This window comes from Paenibacillus uliginis N3/975, from assembly GCF_900177425.1.
GTDB lineage: Bacteria > Bacillota > Bacilli > Paenibacillales > Paenibacillaceae > Paenibacillus_AQ > Paenibacillus_AQ uliginis.
On record NZ_LT840184.1, the window covers coordinates 1143864 to 1166415 of the forward strand.

The window sequence follows — 22552 nt, forward strand, 5'->3', positions numbered from 1 at the left end:
TGTTATCATGACAAATTGTTTTTGTATATGATAAATGTACTACTAAGGGGATACTACTTGCTGTTTATCTGTTTATTATATTAAGTTATGGAACTGTGTGTGAAAGTGGGGTAGGATATAGAAAAGCGGCTGCGATCCATATGGATCGCAGCCGCTTTTTGTGGGAATTTCAACATAATGATAATGCCTATAGAAATTGCTGTGTTACAAAACAGGCTCTGCAGTAGGAGCCTCTTTATCAAGGTCAGGTACATGCCGCTCCAACCAATCCAGCACATGTGTAGCGACTTCATCCCGGTTGACTTCATGAAGCATTTCATGGCGACCGCCGGGGTACAGACGGTATTCCAATTGCTCAACTCCGAGTTTCTGGTACAACTCAATGAGGTTGCGTACACCTTTTCCTCGCAGGCCGACCGGATCTTCGTCACCGGAAAAGATATATATCGGTTTGTCTTTCACAAGGTTGCTTAGAAGTGCAGGCTTGTGAATCTGCCGCAGCAGACCGAAAAACTCTTGGAAGAAACGAGCAGAGCACACTTGTCCGCAGTACGGGTCGTTCACATAGAGGTCTACCTCTTCCGGATCACTGGACAACCAGTCGAAAGGAGTTCGGACAGGGCCAAAGCCTTTGTTATAAGGCCCGAACACAATCGCATTGATCAATACACTCCGGTGGGCAGCACCCTTTATTCTGACCTGAGCAGCAGCGAGATTTTCACCGACGCTGAGCAGGGCCCGAGGGCCATTGGAACCAGAGAGGAGAAACCCGTCAAAATGGTGGCTGTGTGTGCACATAATCTTTTGCGTAATGAAAGATCCCATGCTGTGCCCGAGCAAATAATGCGGAAGCTGAGGGTGTCTTTCCTTAATAACGGTAGAAAGGAGGACCAAATCTTCGATCATCCCTTCAAATCCATTCTCGCCGGGATCACCCAAAGTATCAAGATTTTCAGCCGTTCTACCGTGACCACGATGATCGTGGACATAAACGGCATATCCATGCTCCGTAAGTAGGGAAGCCAGCTCCTCATAACGCGCTCCCGTTTCACACATACCGTGAGCGATTTGAAGAACTGCCTTAATATCCGTGTCCGGATCTGGAAGCCATTGATATACAAATATGTTCATCGCCTGGGTGTTCAACATGGTAAACGTCTCGGATTGCATGCTTTTCCGCACCTCCACAAAACGATAATTTATCAGATCTATTTCATATTTAATCCAATTAAGGCAGATAAGAACGAAGAACCGTTGAATTTCCTTCCAGTGTGTAGGATCCGAGGTTTGCAGGCAGCAGGAAGCATTGTCCAGATGTATAAGCTTGGGACCCTCCATCCCATTTAAGGGTGCCTTCTCCGTTACACATAACCAGAATCGTAAAGCTATCTTCGGTCGTAGTGAGGTTCCAAGGACCCTCTACAATGCCTTTTTCAACGATAAAATATGGCGACTTGGCTAATTCTAGCCATTTTCCAGGCACCGCATTGTCTGTGCTCATGGTTGAGGCACCCGATCCTTCATATGCAGTGACATTCAATGAATCCTCAATATGGAGTTCACGAGGCTTGCCATCGAGTCCTGGACGGTTATAATCGAATATCCGGTAAGTTGTGTCGGAATTTTGCTGGATTTCGGCTACGACAACGCCGGCACAGAGGGCATGGACAGTTCCAGCCGGAATGTAAAAAGTATCACCAGCTTTCACAGGTACTTCCTGGAGAGAATCCATAACTGTACCGTCTTCCAGCGCTTTTCTGAGATCCTCGCGGGTAACGCCTTCTTTCAGCCCGTAAATAATTTTGGCGTCCGGTTTAGCATCCAGCACGTACCACATTTCTGTTTTTCCCAATTCGCCTTTTGGCAATCCTTCATAATCATCTGTCGGATGTACTTGAACGGACAGATCATCATTGCAATCCAGCAGCTTAATCAGCAGTGGAAAGCGGCCGTTAACTTCAGAGAAGCCCTTTTTGCCAAACCATTCAGCACCGAATTGTTCGCGAACCTGATCCAAACCGAGTCCAGCCAGCTCCCCTCTGACAACGGAAGTCGTTCCGTTCGGATGGTCTGCGATCATCCAACCTTCGCCGATATGGCCTTCAGGTATGTTAAGACCGAATTGTTCAAGGGCACGCCCGCCCCATACACGTTCTTTAAATTCAGGTTGAAATAACAGCGGATACGGTTTTGTCATGTTGTTTCATCTACCTTTCATAAACCATAAGTATAGGATTAGCTATCAACGCTTGCAGGTACCAAGATAGAACCTCTCAGCGTACTGCTAAGATTCTATCATAACGTTTTTTTTCGCTCCAGCGCAATGAGATAAGGTGCATCGGGACGTTGAATACCGCGATACATAATAGCTTGAGCAGTGCGCGGGGAAAGGGCGGATGCCCAATCCTCCACCGCTGCTGCTTCTTGTCTGCCGCCTTCATGTCCTGGATAAAGGACAACCGTCACAACGCCGCCAGGAGCGAGCATTTCTAGAGAGCTTTCCAGTGCCGAGAGAGTGCTTTCCGGCAGAGTAATGATTTGTTTATCTGACCGATCGGCTGGCAGATATCCAAGGTTGAACATTATAACAGACACCTTGCCGTGATATTCGGCCGGGATGGAGCTCTTCATGAGGGAATGGCTGGCAAGGTGCAAAGATACTTCGGCTAGTTGTTCGGCAGGCTCTTTTGTAAATCTTTGACGGGTTAGGGTCAAGGCCTCCTCTTGAATGTCGAAAGCGAAGACACGGCCACGGGGACCGGTCGTTTTGGCAAGAAACAGTGTGTCTGCTCCGGTACCTGCTGTAGCATCGATTGCGATACCTCCGGGCTGAAGACGCTCAGTAGCCAGTTTATGGGCATAACTCAAAACGGAAAGGAAGCCCATCAGGACTCCCTCCACATTTTACCCTGCCATGTATCACGTTGCTTTAACTCGGCATCAATGGCGTTAAGTACTTCCCATTTCTTCAAGCTCCACAGCGGTCCGATCAACAGATCGCGAGGGGCGTCTCCAGTCAGGCGGTGAACAGTCATTTCCGGCGGCAAAAATTCTAATGTATCAACAATCAGCTTGATGTACTCATCCTGCTCTAGAAAACGCAGAAGCCCAGCTTCATACTGCTTCACCATTGGAGTTTTGCGCATAAGATGAAGCAGGTGGATCTTGATACCCTGAACGTCCATCTTAGAGACAGCTCGTCCGGTGTCGAGCATCATTTCATGGCTTTCCTGGGGTAGACCGTAAATAATGTGGGTGCACACCCGGATGTTATGTTTGCGGAGTTTCTCTACAGCCTCCAAATAGCACTCAGTATCATGAGCACGGTTAATGAGCTCAGAGGTTGAGTTGTGGATCGTTTGCAGCCCCATTTCTACCCACAGATAGGTTCGCTCGTTCAGTTCGGCCAAGTATTCGATGACATCATCAGGAAGACAGTCAGGCCGGGTAGCAATGGATAATCCAACCACGCCGGGCTGCTCCAAAATGACCTCAAAATATTCCCGAAGTTCTTCTACAGGGGCATAGGTATTAGTATAAGCTTGAAAATAGCCAATATACTTCGCATGAGGCCATTTCTGATGCTGCTTGTCCCGAATGGTATTGAATTGGGTCACCAGATCGTCCCGTCTTCGTCCAGCAAAATCCCCTGAACCTCGGGCACTGCAGAAAGTGCAGCCTCCTTTGGCAATCGTGCCGTCTCGGTTCGGGCAAGTAAAGCCGGCGTCAAGCATAACCTTGAACACTTTATCCTGAAACTGGTTGCGCATTTCATAATTCCATGTATGAAATCGTTTATCGCCCCACATGAGCGGAGTAGGTGTAAGAGATGTATTCATGTGCTCTCCTTTTGTAATCTATGGGATGTTTCTCATAGCATGAATCAGATTCTTTGTATATTGTATCAAAAAACAGGTCATGGCGTCATGCACTGCAAACTTTCACCATCACCTCTCTTGATCGTTTTTCATGAAATTGCTATATTTATTTATGTAAGTAACTGTTTCACTGTGACAAACCATGGGTAATCAATAATTATGAAGTGGAATTCATATTCATCTGATGTTTTGGATATACTATTACCGTGAGGTGATTAGAATGAATTCAACGCCTACAAAGACATATACTAACGAACGAATCACTGTGGAGTTTACCCCGGATGAAGCTTTGGCCCTGACAGGAGTAGAATTTAACGCCAATCAGGAAATCAAGGCTTCGGCACAACGTAAAATCCGGGCTGCCTTCGAAAAGACATTTGATTTTGCAGTTGAAGAAAGGTAGACTATTCACAGTTTAACTACCGCGGAACCCCAATTCCAAATATAACGAAAAAGGAACCCTGCTTTTGCCTTGTGCAAAAGAAAGAGGTTCCTTTTTCTAAATATAAGAAAATATAAATTTCATATTGTATACTGGGCTTATATTTCTGGAGAAACGCCGTCGCCCTTTAAAAAGGACGACGAAGGCGTTTCTTTTTTGATTGGCTCTTTACTTTTAGAGGTAACTTCGTCACAATATTTCAGTATAGGTTAACTAAAAGGATAAGTTTCGGAGGTATATCATGCGTCTACGCGGAAGAAAAGGAATCCGGGAAAATCTGGAGCAGCAGGAGGATTTGGTTGTTCTGGATCCCCGGCAATATAAAGGGAAGTGGGCTTCTCTGTTTGGTAATGACAAACCGATTCATGTGGAATTCGGTATGGGCAAAGGGCAGTTTATCAGCCAAATGAGTTACAAGCACCAGGATGTGAATTTTATCGGGGTGGATATGTACGATGAGCTGATTCGACGGGCAAGTGAGAAGGGGCGCAATGTTTGGTCAGCTGAGGACGTAGTTACACCGCCCAATCTGAAGCTCGCTCTGATGAATATTGAGAATGTGGAGGAAGTGTTTGAACCCGGGGAGCTTGAGCGGATTTATTTGAATTTCAGTGATCCATGGCCAAAAACCAAGCACGGTCGCCGGCGGTTAACTCATCCAAGATTTCTTGATAAATACAGAACAATTCTGAATGAGCGCGGCCAGATCCATTTTAAGACAGATTCCGTCAGTTTATTTGAATTCTCCCTAAATGCATTTTCGGATTATGGACTGCAAATGACCAACATTTCGCTTGATCTTCACCGGGAAGGGTTGAATGAAGAATTTGTAATGACGGAGTATGAAACAAAATTTGTCGGACAAGGAATTAAAATTCACCGTTGCGAGGTCATTGTTGGGCAAGAAGCGTTGTCAGAGTACAAGGTTGAACGCTTGAAAAAATACGGGATGTAAGCGGTATTCAGAAGCAACATAAATGAAAGTAGGGTATGACAGCGCTTGCAACCGCTATAATAGAAGATATTATTTCTTCAGCATTGAAAAAAAGGTGCCTCCATATCAGGAGTGCACCTTTTCATTTTCCAGCATGTCGATTATACTCCTCGCACTTTGCAGTGGATGATAGCGTTGAATGTTGTCTAAATTTCGCGAACGCCGCATGAGGATTTCATCGTACTGGTTGAGCAGCATATTCATCCATTTACCGAGTACTTCAAGGGATGAGATTGGCTCTCCCAAACCTTGTGCGATGAAGTAATGGAAGTTCTCTTCTTCCTGCCCAGGTAGCGGATGGTGAAACAGCATCGGAATTCCTTTCGCAAGACCTTCCGTGCAGGTCATTCCACCTGGTTTGGTTACCAGCAGGTCGGAAACCTCCATCAGTTTATCTACTTCACGTGTAAAGCCGAATATTCGTATGTTTGGATGGCGGTAACGTGGGTTGCTTTCCATTTCTATTCGTGCTTTATCATTGTTACCGAAGCAAAAGATGACCTGTATTTCTTCACGCCACCTGGTTAGATATTCATGTACGACTTGGTCATTCATTATGCCCCAGCCGCCTCCCATCACGAGAACTGTAGGCATCGCGGCCAGATTAAACTTCTCCCTGATTTCTTCTTTGCTAGGATGTTCCCAGAAGTCCGGATGAATAGGAATACCGGTGACTTGGATTTTAGCATGGGAGACACCACGGTTTAGCAGCTTACGTTTGACCTCCGGTGTAGAGACGAAATAGCGATCGACTTCCGGGCTGATCCAGGTATCATGGGCATCATAATCTGTTATGACTGTACATAAGGGGATGTTCGTCCCTAAACGCTTTAGCCGTGAAATAACAGCACTGGGAATAAAATGGGTGCATACAATGACGTCGGGCCGTAGCTGCCGAACAACATCTTTGGTGCTTGTATAAAAAATCCGGTGCAGTGCCAAGGTAGTGAACCGGTTAAAGGACTTTTGATGCCGGTACATGTAACCAATCAGCCGCGGCTGGGACGTAAGGGTCTTACGATAGGCCGAAATAATCAACGGAGCCATTTTGGGGTTCAGAAAGCTTCCGAGCTCCATGACTCTTGTCTGAACGTTCGGAGATAACTGACGTAGACTGCTGGAGAGCGCGTGAGCAGCCTGCGTATGGCCAGCGCCGAAGCCCTCTGATAACAGCAATACTCTTTTTTTAACCACTCTTTTTCACCCGTTCCTGCAGCATTATTCAATATCCATAACATATCGACTTTGAGAGGATATTGCAACAGACTAGAGCCGGGTTTGCTGAAGAAAGGGCTATATTCTATAGCTGCAAGATAGCCGCAAGAATCGCCATAATCCGCTAATTTATGGGAAAAATATAATTTTATAAGGTTGGAGGACTTTTGTCCTGTATTCCCGTTTTTTCTATACAGCGAGTGGCCGAATGCGTTTTTCCTGTATCAATGAGTAAGGGAGATTGTTACGGACTTTGACGGAAATAAGGGTCTGTGGTCTTTTGACTTGAATAAAAGTTACCGCTACAATGATTCAAATGAGTGGCAAAAAGTTTAAAGGAAATTGGAGCCCTAAACTAAACTTTTTTCCGTTTCATTACGTCTATAAGTTAGTGGACAAAGTTTTTTTAAGGAGAATGGACAGGCAGAGTAAATAAAAAGTAAGAAAACAGCTGAAAATAAGAACTAATGCCGTTTGAATCGAAGCTTGCTGGCGTGCTGAAAGCAAGCGAAGCTCTTTTTAACAAGATACTTCGAAATTAGAGCTATTCACGCTTTTGACAAATCATCTTAAAGTGTGGAAAATCGATATGACGCGCGAAACGATCCTGTGACACCAGGGTCAAAAAACAGTAGACAAAGATTAGGAACAAAAGACAAAGACAGTAACAAAGGGTCATGAAACACACAAAAGAAATAAGAGAGAGAAAAAAACATCAAAATATTCTCAGGGTATAAAAAGGGGGTTACGGAGAATCATGATAGACGCCATTTTTGTCGCGCTCCAATTGTTTTTGGTCGTGATTGGTGTGTACCAGTTTACATTCTCTTTATTCGGGTTGGTCAAGAAAAAGAAAAAGAAGCATTTTGAACCGACAAAGTCATTTGCAGTGCTCGTAGCGGCCCATAATGAAGAACAGGTTGTTGGAGCTTTGATGGAAAACCTGAAGCAGCTAAACTATCCTAAAGATCTATACGAAGTGTTCGTTATTTGCGATAACTGTACAGACCGGACGGCTGATATTGTCCGTGAACACGGAATGAATGCTTGTGTCCGCACGAACCAGAATCTTCGCGGGAAAGGCTATGCCATCGAATGGATGTTGAAAGAGTTGTGGGCAATGCCTCGTCAGTACGACGCGGTCGTTATGTTTGACGCCGACAATCTGGCGCATCCGGATTTCCTGATTGAAATGAACGACGATCTCTGCTCTGGAGCGAAAGTTATCCAGGGATATATCGATACCAAGAATCCTGAGGACTCTTGGATTACGGCTGCTTACGGTGTGTCCTATTGGTACATTAACCGTCTGTGGCAGATGTCCCGTCACAATCTAAACATGGCGAACTTCCTCGGCGGTACTGGTATGTGCTTTGAGACCAATCTGCTGAAGGAAATGGGCTGGGGAGCAACCAGCTTGGTTGAGGATTTGGAGTTTACAATGCGCAGTGTCATGCGCGGCGTTTATCCAAAGTTTAACTATGACGCCAAAGTTTTTGACGAGAAGCCTTTGACATTCAAGGCTTCGGCAAGACAACGTCTGCGCTGGATGCAGGGACACTTTACGGTTGCGCGCCGTTATTTCTTTCCACTGCTCTGGCGTGCTATTAAAGAACGCAGCATCGTAAAGCTGGATCTCGCACTGTACGGAATCAACGTATATATTGTTCTGCTCACGTTCATTCTGACTGCCGTGATATGGGTTGACAATTCTTTCTTTGATGGTCCCAATATCGCTAACTTGTTTGGTTATCTGCCATTTTGGCTCAGCTTTGCTGCGATTGCCGCGAATATCTTCACTTTCATGATGGCTCTGATCTTGGAGAAGGTGACTTTCAAGAAAGTTTACGCTTATCTTGTACTGTTCCCGATATATCTGCTGTCCTGGTATCCGATCACCGTATATGCTTTCTTCACGCAAAATAACAAGACGTGGAGTCATACAGAGCATACACGCGTGGTACGCCTGGAAGAAGTGCAGAGCAAGCAGGGCTAATTCTTTTGAAAAAAATTGAAACTAATTTGTTGACACAAGTGGAATGAAGTGATACACTATTTTGGTGTTGAACTGAATACTGATTGTAAGCAGAAGCACGCCGCTTCTCACCTGTCCGACTGGGGTCGGCTGGTTTGATCACGAAATCTACGAATGAATAAATTTCATTTTTTGAGATGTGTATCAAATAGGGATGCCGGTGGTTGAATCGGTATCCCTTTATTTTTTGTTTTATGACAGGTATGAATTATTATAATCGGAGGTGGAGGACTATCAGTAAGGAACATATGATCAATGACGAAATTCGGGCGAAGGAAGTACGTTTGGTCGGTGCAGAAGGCGAACAAATCGGTATTAAGTCAACTCGCGAAGCACTGCAAATGGCGATTGATCTCAATCTTGATCTGGTGAACGTGGCCCCGCAGGCGAAGCCGCCTGTATGTCGCATCATGGACTACGGTAAATTCCGTTATGAACAGCAGAAGAAAGAGAAGGAAGCCCGCAAGAACCAGAAGATCGTTGATATCAAGGAAGTATGGTTCCGAGCTAACATTGAGGAGCACGATTACCAAACGAAGCTTCGCAATGTCGTGAAGTTTCTTAAAGAAGGCGACAAGGTGAAATGCTCCGTGCGTTTCCGCGGTCGTGAAATCACACACGCCAGTATTGGTCAGAAGATTTTGGAGCGTGTAAAAGAAGAAGTTGTTGAACTGTGCATCGTGGAGCGCCAGCCTAAGCTGGAAGGCCGCAGCATGATTATGATCTTGGCTCCTAAAGCCTAAGAGATATTATGAGGAGGAAGTTGTACTATGCCTAAAATGAAAACACACAGCAGCCTGAAAGGCCGCTTTAAAATTACTGGTACTGGTAAAGTAAAACGTTACAAAGCTTACAAAAACCACTTGCTTTCCCACAAATCCAAGCGTGCGAAGCGTGTCCTCGGGACTAGCCCGGTTATGGCACCTGGAGATGTTAAACGTTTGAAGCAAGGCTTGGCTAACTTGAAATAGTAAACAACAATTATTGGGAGGTCTTTTAATATGGCACGAGTTAAGGGCGGATTTGTTGTTCGTCGTAGACATAAAAAAGTATTGAAACTTGCTAAAGGTTATTTCGGTTCCAAACACCGTATTTTCAAAACAGCTAACGAACAGGTTATGAAATCCATGGTATACGCATACCGTGATCGTCGTCAAACGAAACGTAACTTCCGCAAACTGTGGATCGTACGTATCAATGCTGCTGCACGCCTGAATGGCTTGTCCTACAGCAAAATGATGCACGGCCTGAAACTGGCTGGTGTGGACATCAACCGCAAAATGCTGGCTGATCTGGCTGTAAACGACCTGACTGCGTTCAATTCTTTGGCAACTGTAGCAAAAGATAAAGTGAACGCTTAAGATATAAGCAAGAAGAAACGCCTTCGGCGTCCTTAATTAAAGGGCGGCGGCGTTTCTTCGAGAAATATAAGCCAAGTAAAAGTGAAGTATAAAACTTATACTTTCTTATATTTTAAAGAAGAACCGTCGATAACTCGGCGGTTCTTTTTTTTGCCATCATACCTATATTGCTTACACAGGGCAATAAAACAAGCATCAAGACCTTGCCGGGAATAAACTGAACTGTATATACCGAAGGAGGGATCTTATGCATAAGTCTGTTAGCAAGGCAGTTGTTAAGCAATATGTGGGCAAGCACATCGTAGCGTATAAGAAGGACGGGGGTGTTGTAACGGGCAAACTGGTCCGGATCTCTGGAAATCGTCTTATTCTAGAACAAACTGGAAAAAAAGTGAAAACAAAAGCCTTTATACCACTCGTACTGTTTGATCTTCTGGCAATCGGAACTTCTCCATTCGGTTTCGGCGGCTTCGGCGGCTTCGGTCCAGGTTTTGGCGGTTTCGGTCCAGGCTTCGGTCCAGGATTTGGTCCAGGATTTGGAAGACCTTTCTGGTAAAATAAAATCACCAAATCTTCTCCATTTCATAGCATTGGCTAGGTGTAATAATGCGGACGATGCTATAGCCAAGCTTTTGGTAAAAAGAGAGCCCTTTCTGGTTTCCTAAGTCCACCATAACTTTGGCCCGTTTGCATCCGCGTGATAATGCGAAACCTTCAGCATGCTTCATCAAGGAGATTCCGAGGCGCTTCCGCTGTGCAGCGGGTGCAACGGCTAGCATGTCAATATACAATAACTCACCATGAAGCATGAAATGGATAAAAGCGATTACGTTCCCTTCCTGATTGGGGGAAGCAACCAGTGTAACTCCCCGGCGGAGTCTTGTCGGTATATCTTTACGAATGGTGTCCAATTCCTTGGAACTCAGGTTGGATAAAGGGACCAGTTGTGATTCAATTAATTGTAAAATGGCCGCATCATCCTGTCCGGGTTTGCGGTAGCGAATCATAAATCCTGCCTCCCCTCGCTGCCGTTAAACAGATCTCGAATTATCATATGTAGCAAGGGCTAAGAGGGTGTTAACGGGAATGATTGGGAGAGGGATGGGCAGGCAAAGAATGAAAAGCTGACGTATGAAGTAAAATAAATGTGTTGACTTCTCGAATCAATGAATCATATAATGTTTCTAAACATTTTAACGAATAATTCAATCGGCAATGATGAGGACGAAGTTTAAAGGGCTCTTTTGCTCAGAGAGTGGACGGAACAGCTGCAACCTCCACCAAAATCCCTTTTATACGAGCTCACCTCGGAGCTGTTTCCCTGAAAAACGCTAGTCTGATACTTCAGCACATTAATAGGACAGTGTCTATTAGGGGAAATCGTCTGGTTCTCGTTACGAACCGCAGATATTGAAGCTGTGGCTTATAGATGGCGGCTTCATACCTGCTGAGGCTTTGCATTGCGAAATGTGAAGCAAACATGGGTGGTACCACGGAAGCTAAACCTTTCGTCCCTCACACGGAGAAATCCGGTGTGGAGGACGGAAGGTTTTTTTGTTGTAAATGCCATAGGAGAGATCCAATATTTGAGAGGAGGATGACTGATGAGCGCGCAAACTCCAGAAGTGCGGTCTACAGAACAATTACGAGAGAAATGGATGAAGCCCGAAGTGATTACCGGATCGGAAATCTTGCTTCGGAGCCTTCTTTTGGAAGGTGTCGAGTGCGTCTTCGGATATCCGGGAGGAGCCGTACTGTATATTTACGACGCCATGTATGGATTTGAGGATTTCAAGCATGTCCTGACCCGTCATGAGCAAGGCGCCATTCATGCGGCTGACGGATATGCCCGGGCAAGCGGCAAAGTCGGTGTTTGTATTGCAACGTCAGGCCCTGGAGCAACAAACCTCGTGACTGGTATTGCTACAGCTTTTATGGATTCGGTCCCAATGGTAGTCATTACCGGTAACGTAGCAACAACCCTGATCGGAACGGACGCCTTCCAGGAAGCCGACATTACTGGCATTACGATGCCGATAACGAAGCACAGTTACCTGGTCCGGGATGTGGAGGATCTGCCGCGGGTCATCCATGAAGCCTTTCATATCGCATCCACAGGACGTAAGGGACCTGTACTGATTGACATTCCGAAGGACGTATCGGCGGCCAAGACACTGTTCAAACCAGGTGAAAGCCTTAACCTGAGAGGATATAATCCTCGAACGGTTCCTAACCGTTTGCAGCTTGATAAACTGTGCCGGGCCATTGAGGATGCGGAATGCCCAATGATCATTGCCGGCGGCGGCGTTATCTACTCGGGAGCACACGAAGCGCTGCATGAATTCGTGAAGCGAACACAAATTCCGATCACAACCACGCTTCTTGGACTCGGTGCTTTCCCAAGCGGACACGAGCTGTGGACGGGAATGCCGGGGATGCACGGGACGTATACTTCCAATCATGCCATTCAGAAATGTGACCTGCTGATCAACATCGGCGCCAGATTTGATGACCGGGTGACGGGTAAACTTGACGGCTTTGCGCCGAATGCGAAAATCGTCCATATCGATATCGACCCTGCTGAAATCGGCAAGAACGTTCCAACCGACATTCCAATTGTCGGGGATTGTAAGACAGTGCTTGAAATGATCAACCCGGATGTACCGGCTGCAATGAAAGCCGACGCTTGGAGAGATCAGATCCGTAAGTGGAAAGCGGAATATCCGTATAAATATACGGATTCGGATGAAGTTCTGAAGCCGCAGTGGGTTATCGAAATGCTGAACGATACGACGGACGGCGAAGCGATTGTAACAACGGACGTAGGTCAGCATCAAATGTGGTCTGCTCAGTATTACAAGTTCAATCAGCCGCGCTCATGGATTACTTCGGGCGGCCTTGGAACGATGGGCTTCGGCTTCCCTTCAGCGATTGGTGCCCAGATGGCGCATCCCGACCGGTTGGTCATTTCGATTAACGGGGATGGCGGCATGCAGATGTGTTCGCAGGAACTTGCGATCTGTGCCATCAACAACATTCCTGTAAAGATAGTCGTGATCAACAATCAAGTACTTGGAATGGTTCGTCAGTGGCAGGAACTGATCTACGACAATCGTTACAGTCACATCGACCTGTCAGGAAGTCCTGACTTCGTGAAACTTGCTGAAGCTTACGGGGTGAAGGGCTTGAGAGCTACAACCAAGGAAGAAGCACGCGCCGCTTGGGCAGAGGCATTGGAAACTCCGGGACCTGTACTCATCGATTTCGTGGTAGAGAAAGGCGAAAACGTATATCCGATGGTAACCCAGGGCTCAACAATTGATCAAATGCTGATGGGGGATGCGTAAGATGATGAGTTTAAAACATACCATAGCTGTACTCGTAAACGATCAGCCTGGCGTCCTCCAGCGGGTTGCCGGATTGTTCGGCCGGAGAGGTTTCAACATTGAGAGCATTACAGTAGGTCAGTCGGAAGAAGCCGGTTTGTCCCGTATGGTCATCGTTACAACAGGTGATGACACGACACTGGAACAAATTGAGAAGCAGCTGTACAAACTGATTGATGTTATCAAAGTTATCGATCTAAGTTCCAAGCCAATGGTAGCCAGAGAGTTGGCGTTGATTAAAGTTAAGGCCGAGCCTGCATCACGGCCGGAAATACTTGGCGTTGTCGATACATTCCGAGCATCGGTTGTTGACATTGGCGCTGTAAACATGATGGTACAGGTTGTTGGTGATACAGAAAAAATCGATGCAATGATCGAACTGCTTAAGCCATACGGAATCCGGGAACTTACCCGGACCGGCGCTACCGCGATGATCCGCGGCAACGCGTAATACTTCAACATTTTTATAACGATTGTAATGAGGCACACACCCGGAACGTGATGAGCGGGTGTTTCAGGAGACCGGAGGGAGTTTCGGGTCTATTGAAATACCCGCTCATTCATGAAGGGTCTTTAAAATCAAAGGAGGACTTATAAAATGCCAGTAACTACTTACTATGAACAAGATGCAGAACTCAACGTACTTAAGGACAAAACGATTGCTGTAATCGGCTACGGAAGCCAAGGTCATGCTCAAGCACAAAATTTGCGTGACAGCGGAATTAACGTTGTTATCGGCCTTCGCGAAGGTAAATCCTTCGATAAAGCCAAAAATGACGGTTTTGAAGTGCTTCCGGTAGGTGAAGCTGTAAGTCGCGCAGATGTAGTTCAAATCCTAATGCCTGACGAAACACAAGCTTCTGTATACAAGAACGATATTGAACCAAACCTGAAAAAAGGCGCGGCTCTTATGTTCTCCCACGGCTTCAATGTACATTTCGGACAAATCGTAGCTCCAAAGGAAAACGATGTCCTGTTGGTAGCTCCTAAATCCCCGGGCCACATGGTGCGCCGTACTTATGTTGAAGGATTTGGTGTACCTGGTCTGATCGCTGTTGAGAAAGACGCAACAGGACAAGCAAAAGAAATCGGTCTTGCTTATGCTAAAGGTATCGGCTGTACTCGTGCAGGCGTTATCGAAACTTCGTTCCGTGAGGAAACCGAAACCGACCTGTTTGGTGAGCAAGCTGTACTGTGCGGCGGCGTTTCCGAGCTGATCAAAGCCGGTTTTGAAACACTGACCGAAGCTGGATATGCTCCTGAAATGGCATACTTCGAGTGTCTGCATGAACTGAAGCTGATCGTTGACATGATCTATGAAGGCGGCCTGGCTTCCATGCGCGATTCCATCAGCAACACGGCTGAGTATGGTGACTATGTAACCGGACCTCGCATTGTGACGGAAGAAACGAAAAAAGCGATGAAAGAAGTATTGTCCGACATTCAACAGGGTAAATTCGCCCGCGACTTTATTTTGGAGAACCAGTCTGGCCGTGCATTCCTAACTGCAACACGCCGCAACGAATCAGAGCATCCGGTGGAAGTTGTCGGTGCCCAGCTGCGTGAAATGATGCATTGGATCAAGAAGTAAGACTTATAATGTACTAAATAACAAACTCCGGCGGTATGGGATGTTCATGTTCCTGCCGCCGGAGGTTTATGTAGAGCAAAACTTCAAGGAGGTGTCAGCATGCGTAAGATTTATGTTTTTGACACAACGCTACGGGATGGAGAGCAATCACCTGGCGTAAACTTAAACACCCGTGAAAAAGTAGAGATCGCCCATCAGCTTGAAAAGTTGGGAATCGACCGCATGGAGGCCGGCTTCCCTGCGGCTTCGCCCGGAGATCTGGCCGCTGTTAACGCTGTAGCGCGTGCTGTGAAAAATGTGACAGTGATCGGTCTGTCCCGTTCACGGGAGCAGGATATCGACGCCGTCCGCGAAGCACTTCAGGGAGCACAGGATCCTTGTATTCACGTGTTCCTTGCAACATCGTCGATTCATCGCAAGTTCAAGCTGCGGATGGAGAAGGAGCAAGTACTGGAAACAGCACAGGCTGCTATCCGTTACGCAAAAAAATATTTCTCCAAGATTGAGTTTTCGCTTGAAGATGCCGGACGCACAGAGCGTGACTTTTTGGCCGAGATGGTTGGTATGGCTGTCCGCGAAGGTGCTAATGTGGTCAACATCCCGGACACGGTCGGTTATTTGAACCCATCGGAATATGGTGCTATTTTTAGATTTCTGAAGGAAAATGTTCCGGATATTGAGAAGGTGCAGCTGAGCGCTCACTGTCATAATGACCTTGGTATGGCGACAGCTAATACGCTCTCGGCTATTATGAATGGAGCGGATCAGATTGAAGGCACGGTGAACGGAATCGGGGAGCGTGCCGGTAACACGGCCATTGAAGAAATCGCCATGGCTCTCGAGACGCGTCAGGAGTTTTTCCAGGCCAAAACCGGACTGCATCTGACGGAGATTGCACGTACGAGCCGCCTTGTCAGCAAGCTAACAGGCATGGTAGTCCCTGGGAATAAAGCAATTGTCGGTGCGAATGCGTTCGCCCATGAATCCGGTATTCACCAGGACGGTATGCTGAAAGAGAAAACAACCTATGAGATTATGACGCCGGAATCTATAGGTCTTAAAGAAAGCAAGCTGGTGCTCGGAAAGCATTCCGGACGCCATGCATTCCGCGAGAAGCTGCTGGATCTCGGCTATGAGTTGAATGAAGAACAAGTTAATGAGGCTTTTTCCAAGTTCAAAGTGCTGGCTGATAAGAAAAAAGAAGTATCCGATGACGATCTGCTCGCATTGCTCGAAGAGAGGTTGACGGATACACCGGAAGTATTCAAGCTGGAAACGATGTTTGTTGCTTACGGAAATGCCTCAACACCTACAGCTCGAGTTACGATTGAGACGGAGAATGGAACGATTGAGGAAGAGGCTGAAGGCAACGGATCAGTCGACGCCATCTATAATGCCATCGATAAAGTGACGGCTGAAGAGGTTACGCTATCGGATTATTCGATCAAGTCGGTATCCCACGGTAAGGATGCGCTCGGTGAGGTACACGTGGTTCTGTCTCAAAATGATGTCGCAGCCCAAGGCCGCGGACTCAGCACGGACATTCTGGAAGCGAGTGCCCGCGCTTATGTGGATGCGGTTAACCAGCTGATTGAGAAACGTAAAACGTTCGGACGTCGTGACCGCGTCACGTTGTAACGTTAAGAACCGCTTCATCTGTCCAATGGTGAACATAAAAAACAGGCTCCCGATTTCAAGCCGGGGAGCCTGTTTTTGCTTTGACGGCTCTTTATAATTCAAGCGCAGTGAATGGCTTATAGGAAAAACTTATAAAGTTCATAGATTCTATATCTTGGTCAAACGAGCGAGATATATGTTACAACAGTAACTAGGATAAACCGGACGTATGTACATATCGATAAGGAGTGACTTACCATGACACAAACGAAAAAAATCGCTGTTATCTCGGGGGACGGAATTGGACCGGAAGTGGTGGCAGAAGCGGAAAAGATTATTAAACGGACGGAAGACGTATTCGGATATTCTTTCACGACTGAGCACGCTTTGTTTGGCGGAATCGCCATTGACCAGAAGGGAACACCACTGCCTGAGGAAACATTGAATGTGTGTAAAAGTGCGGATGCGGTATTGCTTGGCGCGGTTGGCGGACCTCAGTGGGACAACAATCCGAAAGAACTTCGTCCGGAGACCGGATTGCTAGGCATTCGTAAAGAGTTGGGGCTGTTCTCTAATCTCCGACCAGCTGTAATATTTGATTGCCTGAAGGATGCATCTACGCTGAAACCGGAAGTTTTGGAAGGTACGGATCTGATGGTAGTGCGGGAACTTACGGGCGGTATATACTTCGGTGAGAAATTTAGACGTGAGGGAGCGAACGGAGAAGAGGCGGTAGATACTTGCGTTTACAACACGATGGAAGTGGAACGTATTGTACGGCAAGCATTTGAAATTGCACAGAAACGACGTAAGAAGCTTGCTTCGGTCGATAAGGCAAACGTGCTGGAAACATCCCGCCTATGGCGTGAAACAGTAAATCGGATCGCTCCTGAATATCCGGATGTTGAGCTGGAGCATGTGCTTGTTGACAATTGCGCGATGCAGCTGCTTCGTCGGCCGTCCAGCTTCGATGTTATCGTAACGGAGAACATGTTCGGAGATATTTTGAGTGATGAAGCAGCAATGCTTACCGGCTCCATCGGCATGTTGGCATCAGCTTCGATGGGTGAAGGAGATTATGGATTGTATGAGCCGGTTCACGGATCAGCTCCGGATATTGCGGGACAAGGTCTGGCGAATCCGATTGCCACTATCCTGTCCGTTGCACTGATGTACCGTTTGACATTTGGATACGCAGAAGCGGCAGATGCGATTGAGCGCGCTGTGGCAGAGGTACTGGATGCGGGTCACCGCACAGCTGACATAGCAGTCGATAAGAGCAAGGCGTTGAGCACAACTCAAATGGGTGATTTGATTGCTGCAGCCATCCGCAAGCAATAGACGCAAACCGTGATTTTGTTCGAATAATCCCCTTATTTATAATAATTATAAATTAATAACTTCTATAATGTTGACTTTGACAAGTCTCAATGATAACATCATGTTCATAGGAACATCAATCTACATTATATGAGAGAATAACTTATTTTCTTACATATATTTAAGGAGGAAATCAATCATGGCAGAACGTTTGGTTGGTAAAGCAGCACCGGATTTCACAATGGAAATGGTATCCGGAGATGGTAAAGATTTTGGTAAAGTAAGCTTGTCTGATTATCGTGGCAAGTGGCTTGTGTTCTTCTTCTATCCGCTTGATTTCACATTTGTATGCCCTACTGAAATCACAGCTTTGAGTGATGCATACGATCAATTTAAAGCACTGGACACGGATGTGCTGGGTGTCAGCATTGACTCCGTACACAGCCATAAAGCTTGGATCAACGCATCCAAGGATGCTAACGGTCTGGGAACACTTAACTTCCCACTGGCTTCCGACATCACGAAAAATGTTGCTAGAGACTATGGTATCCTGATTGAAGAAGAGGGCATTGCATTGCGTGGTCTGTTCATCATCGATCCAGAAGGCGAATTGAAATATCAAGTTGTTAACCATAACGATGTAGGCCGCAGCGTTGAAGAAACGCTTCGTGTTCTGCAAGCTCTGCAATCCGGTGGACTGTGCGCTATGAACTGGAAACCAGGAGATACCAACCTGTAAGTACAAGCGAATGATCTAATATAGGATTGAGCCCTCATTGCCTGTCAGATTGCAGGCAGTGGGGGCTTTTTTCAACAACAGATTGTTAACGGACGTTTATTTTAGCCAGTAATGGTAGATATATAACGTATATATGTGTAGGCCTTTATACTTGTATCTCAGGACAAATGACCCAATTTTTTACAATAGTATTCAAATTGAAGGAATTAGGGGCAATGAAAGCGAATACAATGTCTAAACAATATTGAAAGCAGGGGAAGGTGAACGATATGAGTTTTTGCTGTGGGGCTAGTATGGTGGGATCAAAAGGTACGTTGAAGCATTATCGAACTCAAGTGCATAATGTTCCCCTGTTGTTTTGTCCGGTTTGCCATCGAGTGGAAGTCCATTATCGGGTGGAGAATGAATATGAAATTTTAGCGGAATACGCACACGGCGATGGTGCAGACCATGTGGACTTTCAGGATTATGTGATGGAAGATGAAGAAACCATTTTTGAGAATGTAGTAAATCGGGAGTCCGAAGATGACCTTGAGGTCGTTCAAAGCCAAATTGATATGTCGCTTGATTTGTTGGCTGTAGCAAAGTGGATGCAGGATGAAAAGTGGCAAAGTGAGTTAAAAAGAAGGCTTGCGGTTATGAGTCAACGTCGTATTCGGCTTCAGCAAAAAGCGTAACCCACATGCTAAGCCCTCCGACAAGAGGGCTTTTTCAAGAGATTAGAAAGTATAAACATCGGAGTAGAGTGCGTCTTTATCTCGCAAGAAAAACAACCGCTAAGTGCGGTCTGTCTTCTTTGAAGTACGTCGATTGATGTTTTTCTCATGATGAGATAGATTGAACTCGTTAGGCAACAGGTGAAATCCCTATCTCGCTAAGATGCTATGCCAACACGGCGTGAGTTGCGAAAAAGTAAACGTTAAAATTGTTTTTGTTGAGATCTGATGTTATTCGACAGTATCTCTGATTGACGTTTCTCTGCAGGCGTGACTATCATGAATAAAACGTGTAAAAACAGGCGCTGTCTTTCTGCAGAGATTGTACCCATATGTCTTTGTCTGCATGAAACTTGTGTTTTGGCGAGTTCATCTTTTTGAGAAAAGGGGGAGCCATCTTGTTGAGTGAAATCCGAGGAACTGAGCTGGAGGAAATGGGATCATTTCATCCGAATCAGCTTGTAAGAACAAAGTATGAGAATATTTTGGAAAATCTCGACAGCGGGATCATCCTTTTTGATAGCGATGGGGTTCTGGCCTTTGTGAATGTACAAATGGCCAAGCTGTTAGGCGTGTCACGAAAATCACTTGCGGGTTGCACTCTAACTGAGCTTTTGCGTCATCCCCAGCTCACCAGATTCAAGAAGAAAAAAATACTGCGGCTCTTTCGGGAAACCATCTTTCATCGCAAAAGATTTCATGAGCTTCTGGACGAATACGGTAAGTCGTGGTTGATCACGATGACATATGGTGATCAAATGGAAGGAGATTTTCTGATCAGCGTTAAGGATGTGTCTGATTTTAAGCAGATTGAACAGACCGCTTATCAGAATGACAAACTGGCCATGCTGGGCAAAATTTCAGCATCCATCGCACATGAAATCCGAAATCCTCTCACTTCTATCCGGGGATTTATCCAGTTGCTCCGGCCGCATTTGATGAGCCTTGGGAAAGATGAATATGCACGTATTATTCTAACGGAAATAGATCGGGCGAACGATATCATATATGAGTTTTTGAACTCTTCCAAGCCATCAGCACCGCAAACCACAGTCATTCCGGTGGCTTCACTGCTGAAGGAAGTTGTTCTATTGACTGAAAGTGAGGCCCTGATGAAGGGCTGTCAGATTAGTTTACATCTGGATGAGCGGGATCCTACTTATATATCGGTGGATGTTAAACAGATCAAGCAGGTCCTTTTAAACCTGATAAAAAATGCTTTAGATGCGATTGATGAGAAGCTGGATGACCCCGGTGTGGGTATGATTGAAATCGGAATGAAGCATCATGACAAACATGTTAGTATTCTTGTATCCGATAACGGTGGCGGGATGGATCAAAATACATTGAATCACCTGTTCAATCCGTTCTTTACAACAAAAGAAGGCGGGACAGGGCTCGGCCTGTCGGTTAGTTACCGTATCATAAAAAATCACGGAGGCTCGATTGCCGTGGAAAGTCATGTCGGTACGGGAACAGAGTTTGAAATAATGCTTCCTAAAATGGAGGGGACAAGCTTTTAACACAATAATGAATTTTACAGGGAATAGTCGTCGTTCTTATGAACGGGCTGTTCCCTTTTATAATGATGCAAGTGGTTGTATACAATATTACATAGTATTTATAAAAACACTTGTTTAAGACATAAATATATCTGTAGAATGGAGGAATTTGAATGTTATGGACTTGGAAAAGTGGGGTCACTTACGATCAAGTAAACAGTGATGCACTCATTGTTCTGGTAACCAAACAGCAGATGAAAGAAGGAGGGGTAGCACCTGAATGGGATCACCTTCTAAAAGAACTGAATGAAAGAGGGTTATTTCAGGGGGCGGCGAATCGGACATATGTGCTGCCGATACATACCGAAGGCGGTTTCCGAACTTTGATCTTGACGGGTAGAACAGAAGGGCCGATGACATCAGAGCAGCTGCGGTTGGCTGCAGCACAGGGAGCTAAAGCGGCTGTGAAAATCGGCGCAAAGAAACTTTCGCTTGAAGTTCCTGCGACGATGATGCAGTTTACTGTGGAACAAGATATAGAAGAAGCGGCTCAAGCTCTGACGGAAGGTTTTTTGCTAGGCGGATATCAAGCGAAACGGTACAAGAGAGAGGAGGACGTTAAGGAAAACATTCAGGAAGTTGTCTTTTTTACGAAAGACAATCATAGCGATGCCGGTACCGAGGAGTCTTGGGAACGTGGATTTGCCCGCGGAGAAGCAGTCGGAGAAGCGACATGTCTGGCCCGCGACCTTACCAACCTGCCGGGAAATATGCTTGTTCCTGACGATTTGGCACAGGCGCTATGGGTGTGGCAAAGCGCCACGGCATGGAGGGCTATGTGCTGAATGAGAAGAAGATCGAGGAAAAAGGTATGGGAGGCCTGCTTGCCATCGGTAAAGGTAGTGTTAATCCCCCAAGAATGATCGTGATCAAATATCAAGGAACTGAGACTTGGGATCATGTCATTGGTCTTGTGGGTAAAGGCATAACGTTTGATACCGGAGGTATATCCCTTAAAAAGGCAGCTGGTATGGAAGAAATGATCAGTGATATGGGCGGAGCAGCAACCGTATTGGGTGTGATGGAGGCTTTGGGCCGGATACGACCTAAAATTAATGTGGTGATGGTGATCCCATCGGCGGAGAACATGCCAAACGGAAATGCGGTGAAGCCTGGAGATGTAATAACGACATTGAGTGGTCGCACAATTGAAATATTGAATACGGATGCGGAAGGCCGCGTGGTTCTGGCAGATGGTGTTACTTATGCGAAGGAACTCGGCGCATCGCGCATTATCGATGTCGCAACTTTGACCGGTGCTGTGCTCACTGCTCTTGGCGATGTCGCAACAGGCGCAGTGACCAACGACGAAACCTTTCTTCAAGCGCTTGTTGCATCATCTAGACGAGCTGGAGAAAAGGTATGGCCTCTTCCCGCGTATCCAGAGTTTTGGGACATGCTGAAGAGTGATGTGGCCGATGTAAGAAACTCAACCGGGCGCTTGGGAGGAACCATTACGGCGGGATTGTTCATAGGTACCTTTGCCGACGGCCTTCCTTGGGTTCATTTTGATATTGCAGGTACTGCATTTTTACCTAAAGAACGGGGTGTTGACCCAAAAGGAGCGACAGGAGCTTTAGTTCGCACCATTACGGATTGGGCTCTCACCCAAGAAACAACTGAATAGCTACTATTGGGTAAAGTCCGCTGTCGCGGACTTTTTTTTTCTTTACTTTTCGTCAGTCGTTCAAGTATG

General features: G+C 46.1%; 23 protein-coding genes. 17 read left to right on the top strand and 6 right to left on the bottom strand.

All coding sequences use genetic code 11. The annotated features are described in order from the left end of the window. Nucleotides 1-204: 204 nt before the first annotated feature. The 4 genes from B9N86_RS05370 to mnmL form a co-directional block, all read right to left on the bottom strand. On the bottom strand, nucleotides 205-1170 hold the full coding sequence (locus tag B9N86_RS05370; RefSeq protein WP_208918100.1) for an alpha/beta hydrolase: 966 nt from the start codon (nucleotides 1168-1170) through the stop codon (nucleotides 205-207). A 58-nt stretch (nucleotides 1171-1228) separates the two neighbouring features. Continuing rightward, nucleotides 1229-2197, bottom strand: coding sequence for a type I phosphomannose isomerase catalytic subunit (locus B9N86_RS05375; protein WP_208918101.1), 969 nt, complete (start codon nucleotides 2195-2197; stop codon nucleotides 1229-1231). Between the two features lie 98 nt (nucleotides 2198-2295). Then, a complete protein-coding gene (gene mnmM, locus B9N86_RS05380; protein ID WP_208918102.1) occupies nucleotides 2296-2886 on the bottom strand; it encodes a tRNA 5-(aminomethyl)-2-thiouridylate-methyltransferase MnmM in 591 nt (196 codons plus the stop codon). Then, nucleotides 2886-3839, bottom strand: a complete 954-nt coding sequence (mnmL, locus tag B9N86_RS05385; RefSeq protein ID WP_208918103.1) for a tRNA modification radical SAM protein MnmL/YtqA — start codon at nucleotides 3837-3839, stop codon at nucleotides 2886-2888. The genes mnmM and mnmL overlap by 1 nt, the downstream gene beginning before the upstream one ends. 259 nt (nucleotides 3840-4098) lie before the next feature. On the opposite strand from mnmL, the gene B9N86_RS05390 reads away from it, so the two are divergent. Beyond that, entirely contained in the window at nucleotides 4099-4281 is a 183-nt protein-coding gene (locus B9N86_RS05390) for a hypothetical protein (RefSeq protein WP_208918104.1), read from the top strand. A gap of 280 nt (nucleotides 4282-4561) precedes the next feature. After that, nucleotides 4562-5275 carry a tRNA (guanosine(46)-N7)-methyltransferase TrmB gene (gene trmB / locus B9N86_RS05395; RefSeq protein WP_208918105.1) on the top strand — a complete coding sequence of 238 codons (714 nt, stop codon included), beginning with the start codon at nucleotides 4562-4564 and terminating at the stop codon, nucleotides 5273-5275. A 105-nt stretch (nucleotides 5276-5380) separates the two neighbouring features. Here trmB and B9N86_RS05400 read toward each other — a convergent pair whose 3' ends face one another. Beyond that, on the bottom strand, nucleotides 5381-6508 hold the full coding sequence (locus B9N86_RS05400) for an MGDG synthase family glycosyltransferase (RefSeq protein WP_208918106.1): 1128 nt from the start codon (nucleotides 6506-6508) through the stop codon (nucleotides 5381-5383). Nucleotides 6509-7286: 778 nt separating this feature from the next. Between B9N86_RS05400 and B9N86_RS05405 the strand changes: the two genes are divergently transcribed. The 5 genes from B9N86_RS05405 to B9N86_RS05425 all read left to right on the top strand — a co-directional run bounded on the left by B9N86_RS05405 (nucleotide 7287) and on the right by B9N86_RS05425 (nucleotide 10481). Next, nucleotides 7287-8525, top strand: a complete 1239-nt coding sequence (locus tag B9N86_RS05405) for a glycosyltransferase family 2 protein (protein ID WP_208918107.1) — start codon at nucleotides 7287-7289, stop codon at nucleotides 8523-8525. A 287-nt stretch (nucleotides 8526-8812) separates the two neighbouring features. Then, a complete protein-coding gene (gene infC, locus B9N86_RS05410) occupies nucleotides 8813-9307 on the top strand; it encodes a translation initiation factor IF-3 (protein WP_208918108.1) in 495 nt (164 codons plus the stop codon). A 27-nt stretch (nucleotides 9308-9334) separates the two neighbouring features. Beyond that, nucleotides 9335-9535: a 50S ribosomal protein L35 gene (gene rpmI / locus B9N86_RS05415; RefSeq protein ID WP_046678638.1), complete on the top strand. Its 201-nt coding sequence runs from the start codon at nucleotides 9335-9337 to the stop codon at nucleotides 9533-9535. 30 nt (nucleotides 9536-9565) lie between these two features. Next, the gene (gene rplT, locus B9N86_RS05420; RefSeq protein ID WP_208918109.1) at nucleotides 9566-9925 is read left to right on the top strand and encodes a 50S ribosomal protein L20; all 360 of its coding nucleotides are present in this window, start codon (nucleotides 9566-9568) and stop codon (nucleotides 9923-9925) included. A gap of 247 nt (nucleotides 9926-10172) precedes the next feature. Beyond that, nucleotides 10173-10481: a hypothetical protein gene (locus B9N86_RS05425; RefSeq protein ID WP_208918110.1), complete on the top strand. Its 309-nt coding sequence runs from the start codon at nucleotides 10173-10175 to the stop codon at nucleotides 10479-10481. Nucleotides 10482-10488: 7 nt separating this feature from the next. On the opposite strand, the gene B9N86_RS05430 is transcribed toward B9N86_RS05425, so the two are convergent. After that, on the bottom strand, nucleotides 10489-10932 hold the full coding sequence (locus tag B9N86_RS05430; RefSeq protein ID WP_208918111.1) for a GNAT family N-acetyltransferase: 444 nt from the start codon (nucleotides 10930-10932) through the stop codon (nucleotides 10489-10491). 597 nt (nucleotides 10933-11529) lie between these two features. Between B9N86_RS05430 and ilvB the strand changes: the two genes are divergently transcribed. The 10 genes from ilvB (at nucleotide 11530) to B9N86_RS30140 (ending at nucleotide 22483) form a co-directional block, all read left to right on the top strand. Further along, on the top strand, nucleotides 11530-13272 hold the full coding sequence (gene ilvB / locus B9N86_RS05435) for a biosynthetic-type acetolactate synthase large subunit (RefSeq protein WP_208918112.1): 1743 nt from the start codon (nucleotides 11530-11532) through the stop codon (nucleotides 13270-13272). A gap of 4 nt (nucleotides 13273-13276) precedes the next feature. Next, nucleotides 13277-13762, top strand: coding sequence for an acetolactate synthase small subunit (gene ilvN / locus B9N86_RS05440; RefSeq protein ID WP_208920108.1), 486 nt, complete (start codon nucleotides 13277-13279; stop codon nucleotides 13760-13762). A 147-nt stretch (nucleotides 13763-13909) separates the two neighbouring features. Further along, entirely contained in the window at nucleotides 13910-14902 is a 993-nt protein-coding gene (ilvC, locus tag B9N86_RS05445) for a ketol-acid reductoisomerase (RefSeq protein WP_208918113.1), read from the top strand. Between the two features lie 99 nt (nucleotides 14903-15001). Beyond that, nucleotides 15002-16540: a 2-isopropylmalate synthase gene (locus B9N86_RS05450; RefSeq protein WP_208918114.1), complete on the top strand. Its 1539-nt coding sequence runs from the start codon at nucleotides 15002-15004 to the stop codon at nucleotides 16538-16540. 237 nt (nucleotides 16541-16777) lie between these two features. Continuing rightward, on the top strand, nucleotides 16778-17860 hold the full coding sequence (leuB, locus tag B9N86_RS05455; RefSeq protein WP_208918115.1) for a 3-isopropylmalate dehydrogenase: 1083 nt from the start codon (nucleotides 16778-16780) through the stop codon (nucleotides 17858-17860). 178 nt (nucleotides 17861-18038) lie between these two features. Beyond that, nucleotides 18039-18578 carry a peroxiredoxin gene (locus tag B9N86_RS05460; RefSeq protein WP_208918116.1) on the top strand — a complete coding sequence of 180 codons (540 nt, stop codon included), beginning with the start codon at nucleotides 18039-18041 and terminating at the stop codon, nucleotides 18576-18578. Nucleotides 18579-18847: 269 nt separating this feature from the next. After that, entirely contained in the window at nucleotides 18848-19255 is a 408-nt protein-coding gene (locus B9N86_RS05465; protein ID WP_208920109.1) for a hypothetical protein, read from the top strand. 473 nt (nucleotides 19256-19728) lie between these two features. Beyond that, the gene (locus B9N86_RS05470) at nucleotides 19729-20817 is read left to right on the top strand and encodes an ATP-binding protein (RefSeq protein ID WP_425298600.1); all 1089 of its coding nucleotides are present in this window, start codon (nucleotides 19729-19731) and stop codon (nucleotides 20815-20817) included. A gap of 152 nt (nucleotides 20818-20969) precedes the next feature. After that, a complete protein-coding gene (locus tag B9N86_RS30135; RefSeq protein ID WP_244562956.1) occupies nucleotides 20970-21641 on the top strand; it encodes a M17 family peptidase N-terminal domain-containing protein in 672 nt (223 codons plus the stop codon). Further along, nucleotides 21599-22483, top strand: coding sequence for a M17 family metallopeptidase (locus B9N86_RS30140; RefSeq protein ID WP_244562957.1), 885 nt, complete (start codon nucleotides 21599-21601; stop codon nucleotides 22481-22483). The genes B9N86_RS30135 and B9N86_RS30140 overlap by 43 nt, the downstream gene beginning before the upstream one ends. The last annotated feature ends 69 nt before the right edge of the window (nucleotides 22484-22552 follow it).

Coding starts and splice junctions, on each gene's coding strand:
- B9N86_RS05370 (WP_208918100.1), bottom strand. CDS start 1,170: ATGCAATCCGAGACGTTTACCATGTTGAACACCCAGGCGATGAACATA.
- B9N86_RS05375 (WP_208918101.1), bottom strand. CDS start 2,197: ATGACAAAACCGTATCCGCTGTTATTTCAACCTGAATTTAAAGAACGT.
- mnmM (WP_208918102.1), bottom strand. CDS start 2,886: ATGGGCTTCCTTTCCGTTTTGAGTTATGCCCATAAACTGGCTACTGAG.
- mnmL (WP_208918103.1), bottom strand. CDS start 3,839: ATGAATACATCTCTTACACCTACTCCGCTCATGTGGGGCGATAAACGA.
- B9N86_RS05390 (WP_208918104.1), top strand. CDS start 4,099: ATGAATTCAACGCCTACAAAGACATATACTAACGAACGAATCACTGTG.
- trmB (WP_208918105.1), top strand. CDS start 4,562: ATGCGTCTACGCGGAAGAAAAGGAATCCGGGAAAATCTGGAGCAGCAG.
- B9N86_RS05405 (WP_208918107.1), top strand. CDS start 7,287: ATGATAGACGCCATTTTTGTCGCGCTCCAATTGTTTTTGGTCGTGATT.
- infC (WP_208918108.1), top strand. CDS start 8,813: ATGATCAATGACGAAATTCGGGCGAAGGAAGTACGTTTGGTCGGTGCA.
- rpmI (WP_046678638.1), top strand. CDS start 9,335: ATGCCTAAAATGAAAACACACAGCAGCCTGAAAGGCCGCTTTAAAATT.
- rplT (WP_208918109.1), top strand. CDS start 9,566: ATGGCACGAGTTAAGGGCGGATTTGTTGTTCGTCGTAGACATAAAAAA.
- B9N86_RS05425 (WP_208918110.1), top strand. CDS start 10,173: ATGCATAAGTCTGTTAGCAAGGCAGTTGTTAAGCAATATGTGGGCAAG.
- B9N86_RS05430 (WP_208918111.1), bottom strand. CDS start 10,932: ATGATTCGCTACCGCAAACCCGGACAGGATGATGCGGCCATTTTACAA.
- ilvB (WP_208918112.1), top strand. CDS start 11,530: ATGAGCGCGCAAACTCCAGAAGTGCGGTCTACAGAACAATTACGAGAG.
- ilvN (WP_208920108.1), top strand. CDS start 13,277: ATGAGTTTAAAACATACCATAGCTGTACTCGTAAACGATCAGCCTGGC.
- ilvC (WP_208918113.1), top strand. CDS start 13,910: ATGCCAGTAACTACTTACTATGAACAAGATGCAGAACTCAACGTACTT.
- B9N86_RS05450 (WP_208918114.1), top strand. CDS start 15,002: ATGCGTAAGATTTATGTTTTTGACACAACGCTACGGGATGGAGAGCAA.
- leuB (WP_208918115.1), top strand. CDS start 16,778: ATGACACAAACGAAAAAAATCGCTGTTATCTCGGGGGACGGAATTGGA.
- B9N86_RS05460 (WP_208918116.1), top strand. CDS start 18,039: ATGGCAGAACGTTTGGTTGGTAAAGCAGCACCGGATTTCACAATGGAA.
- B9N86_RS05465 (WP_208920109.1), top strand. CDS start 18,848: ATGAGTTTTTGCTGTGGGGCTAGTATGGTGGGATCAAAAGGTACGTTG.
- B9N86_RS05470 (WP_425298600.1), top strand. CDS start 19,729: ATGGGATCATTTCATCCGAATCAGCTTGTAAGAACAAAGTATGAGAAT.
- B9N86_RS30135 (WP_244562956.1), top strand. CDS start 20,970: ATGTTATGGACTTGGAAAAGTGGGGTCACTTACGATCAAGTAAACAGT.
- B9N86_RS30140 (WP_244562957.1), top strand. CDS start 21,599: ATGGGTGTGGCAAAGCGCCACGGCATGGAGGGCTATGTGCTGAATGAG.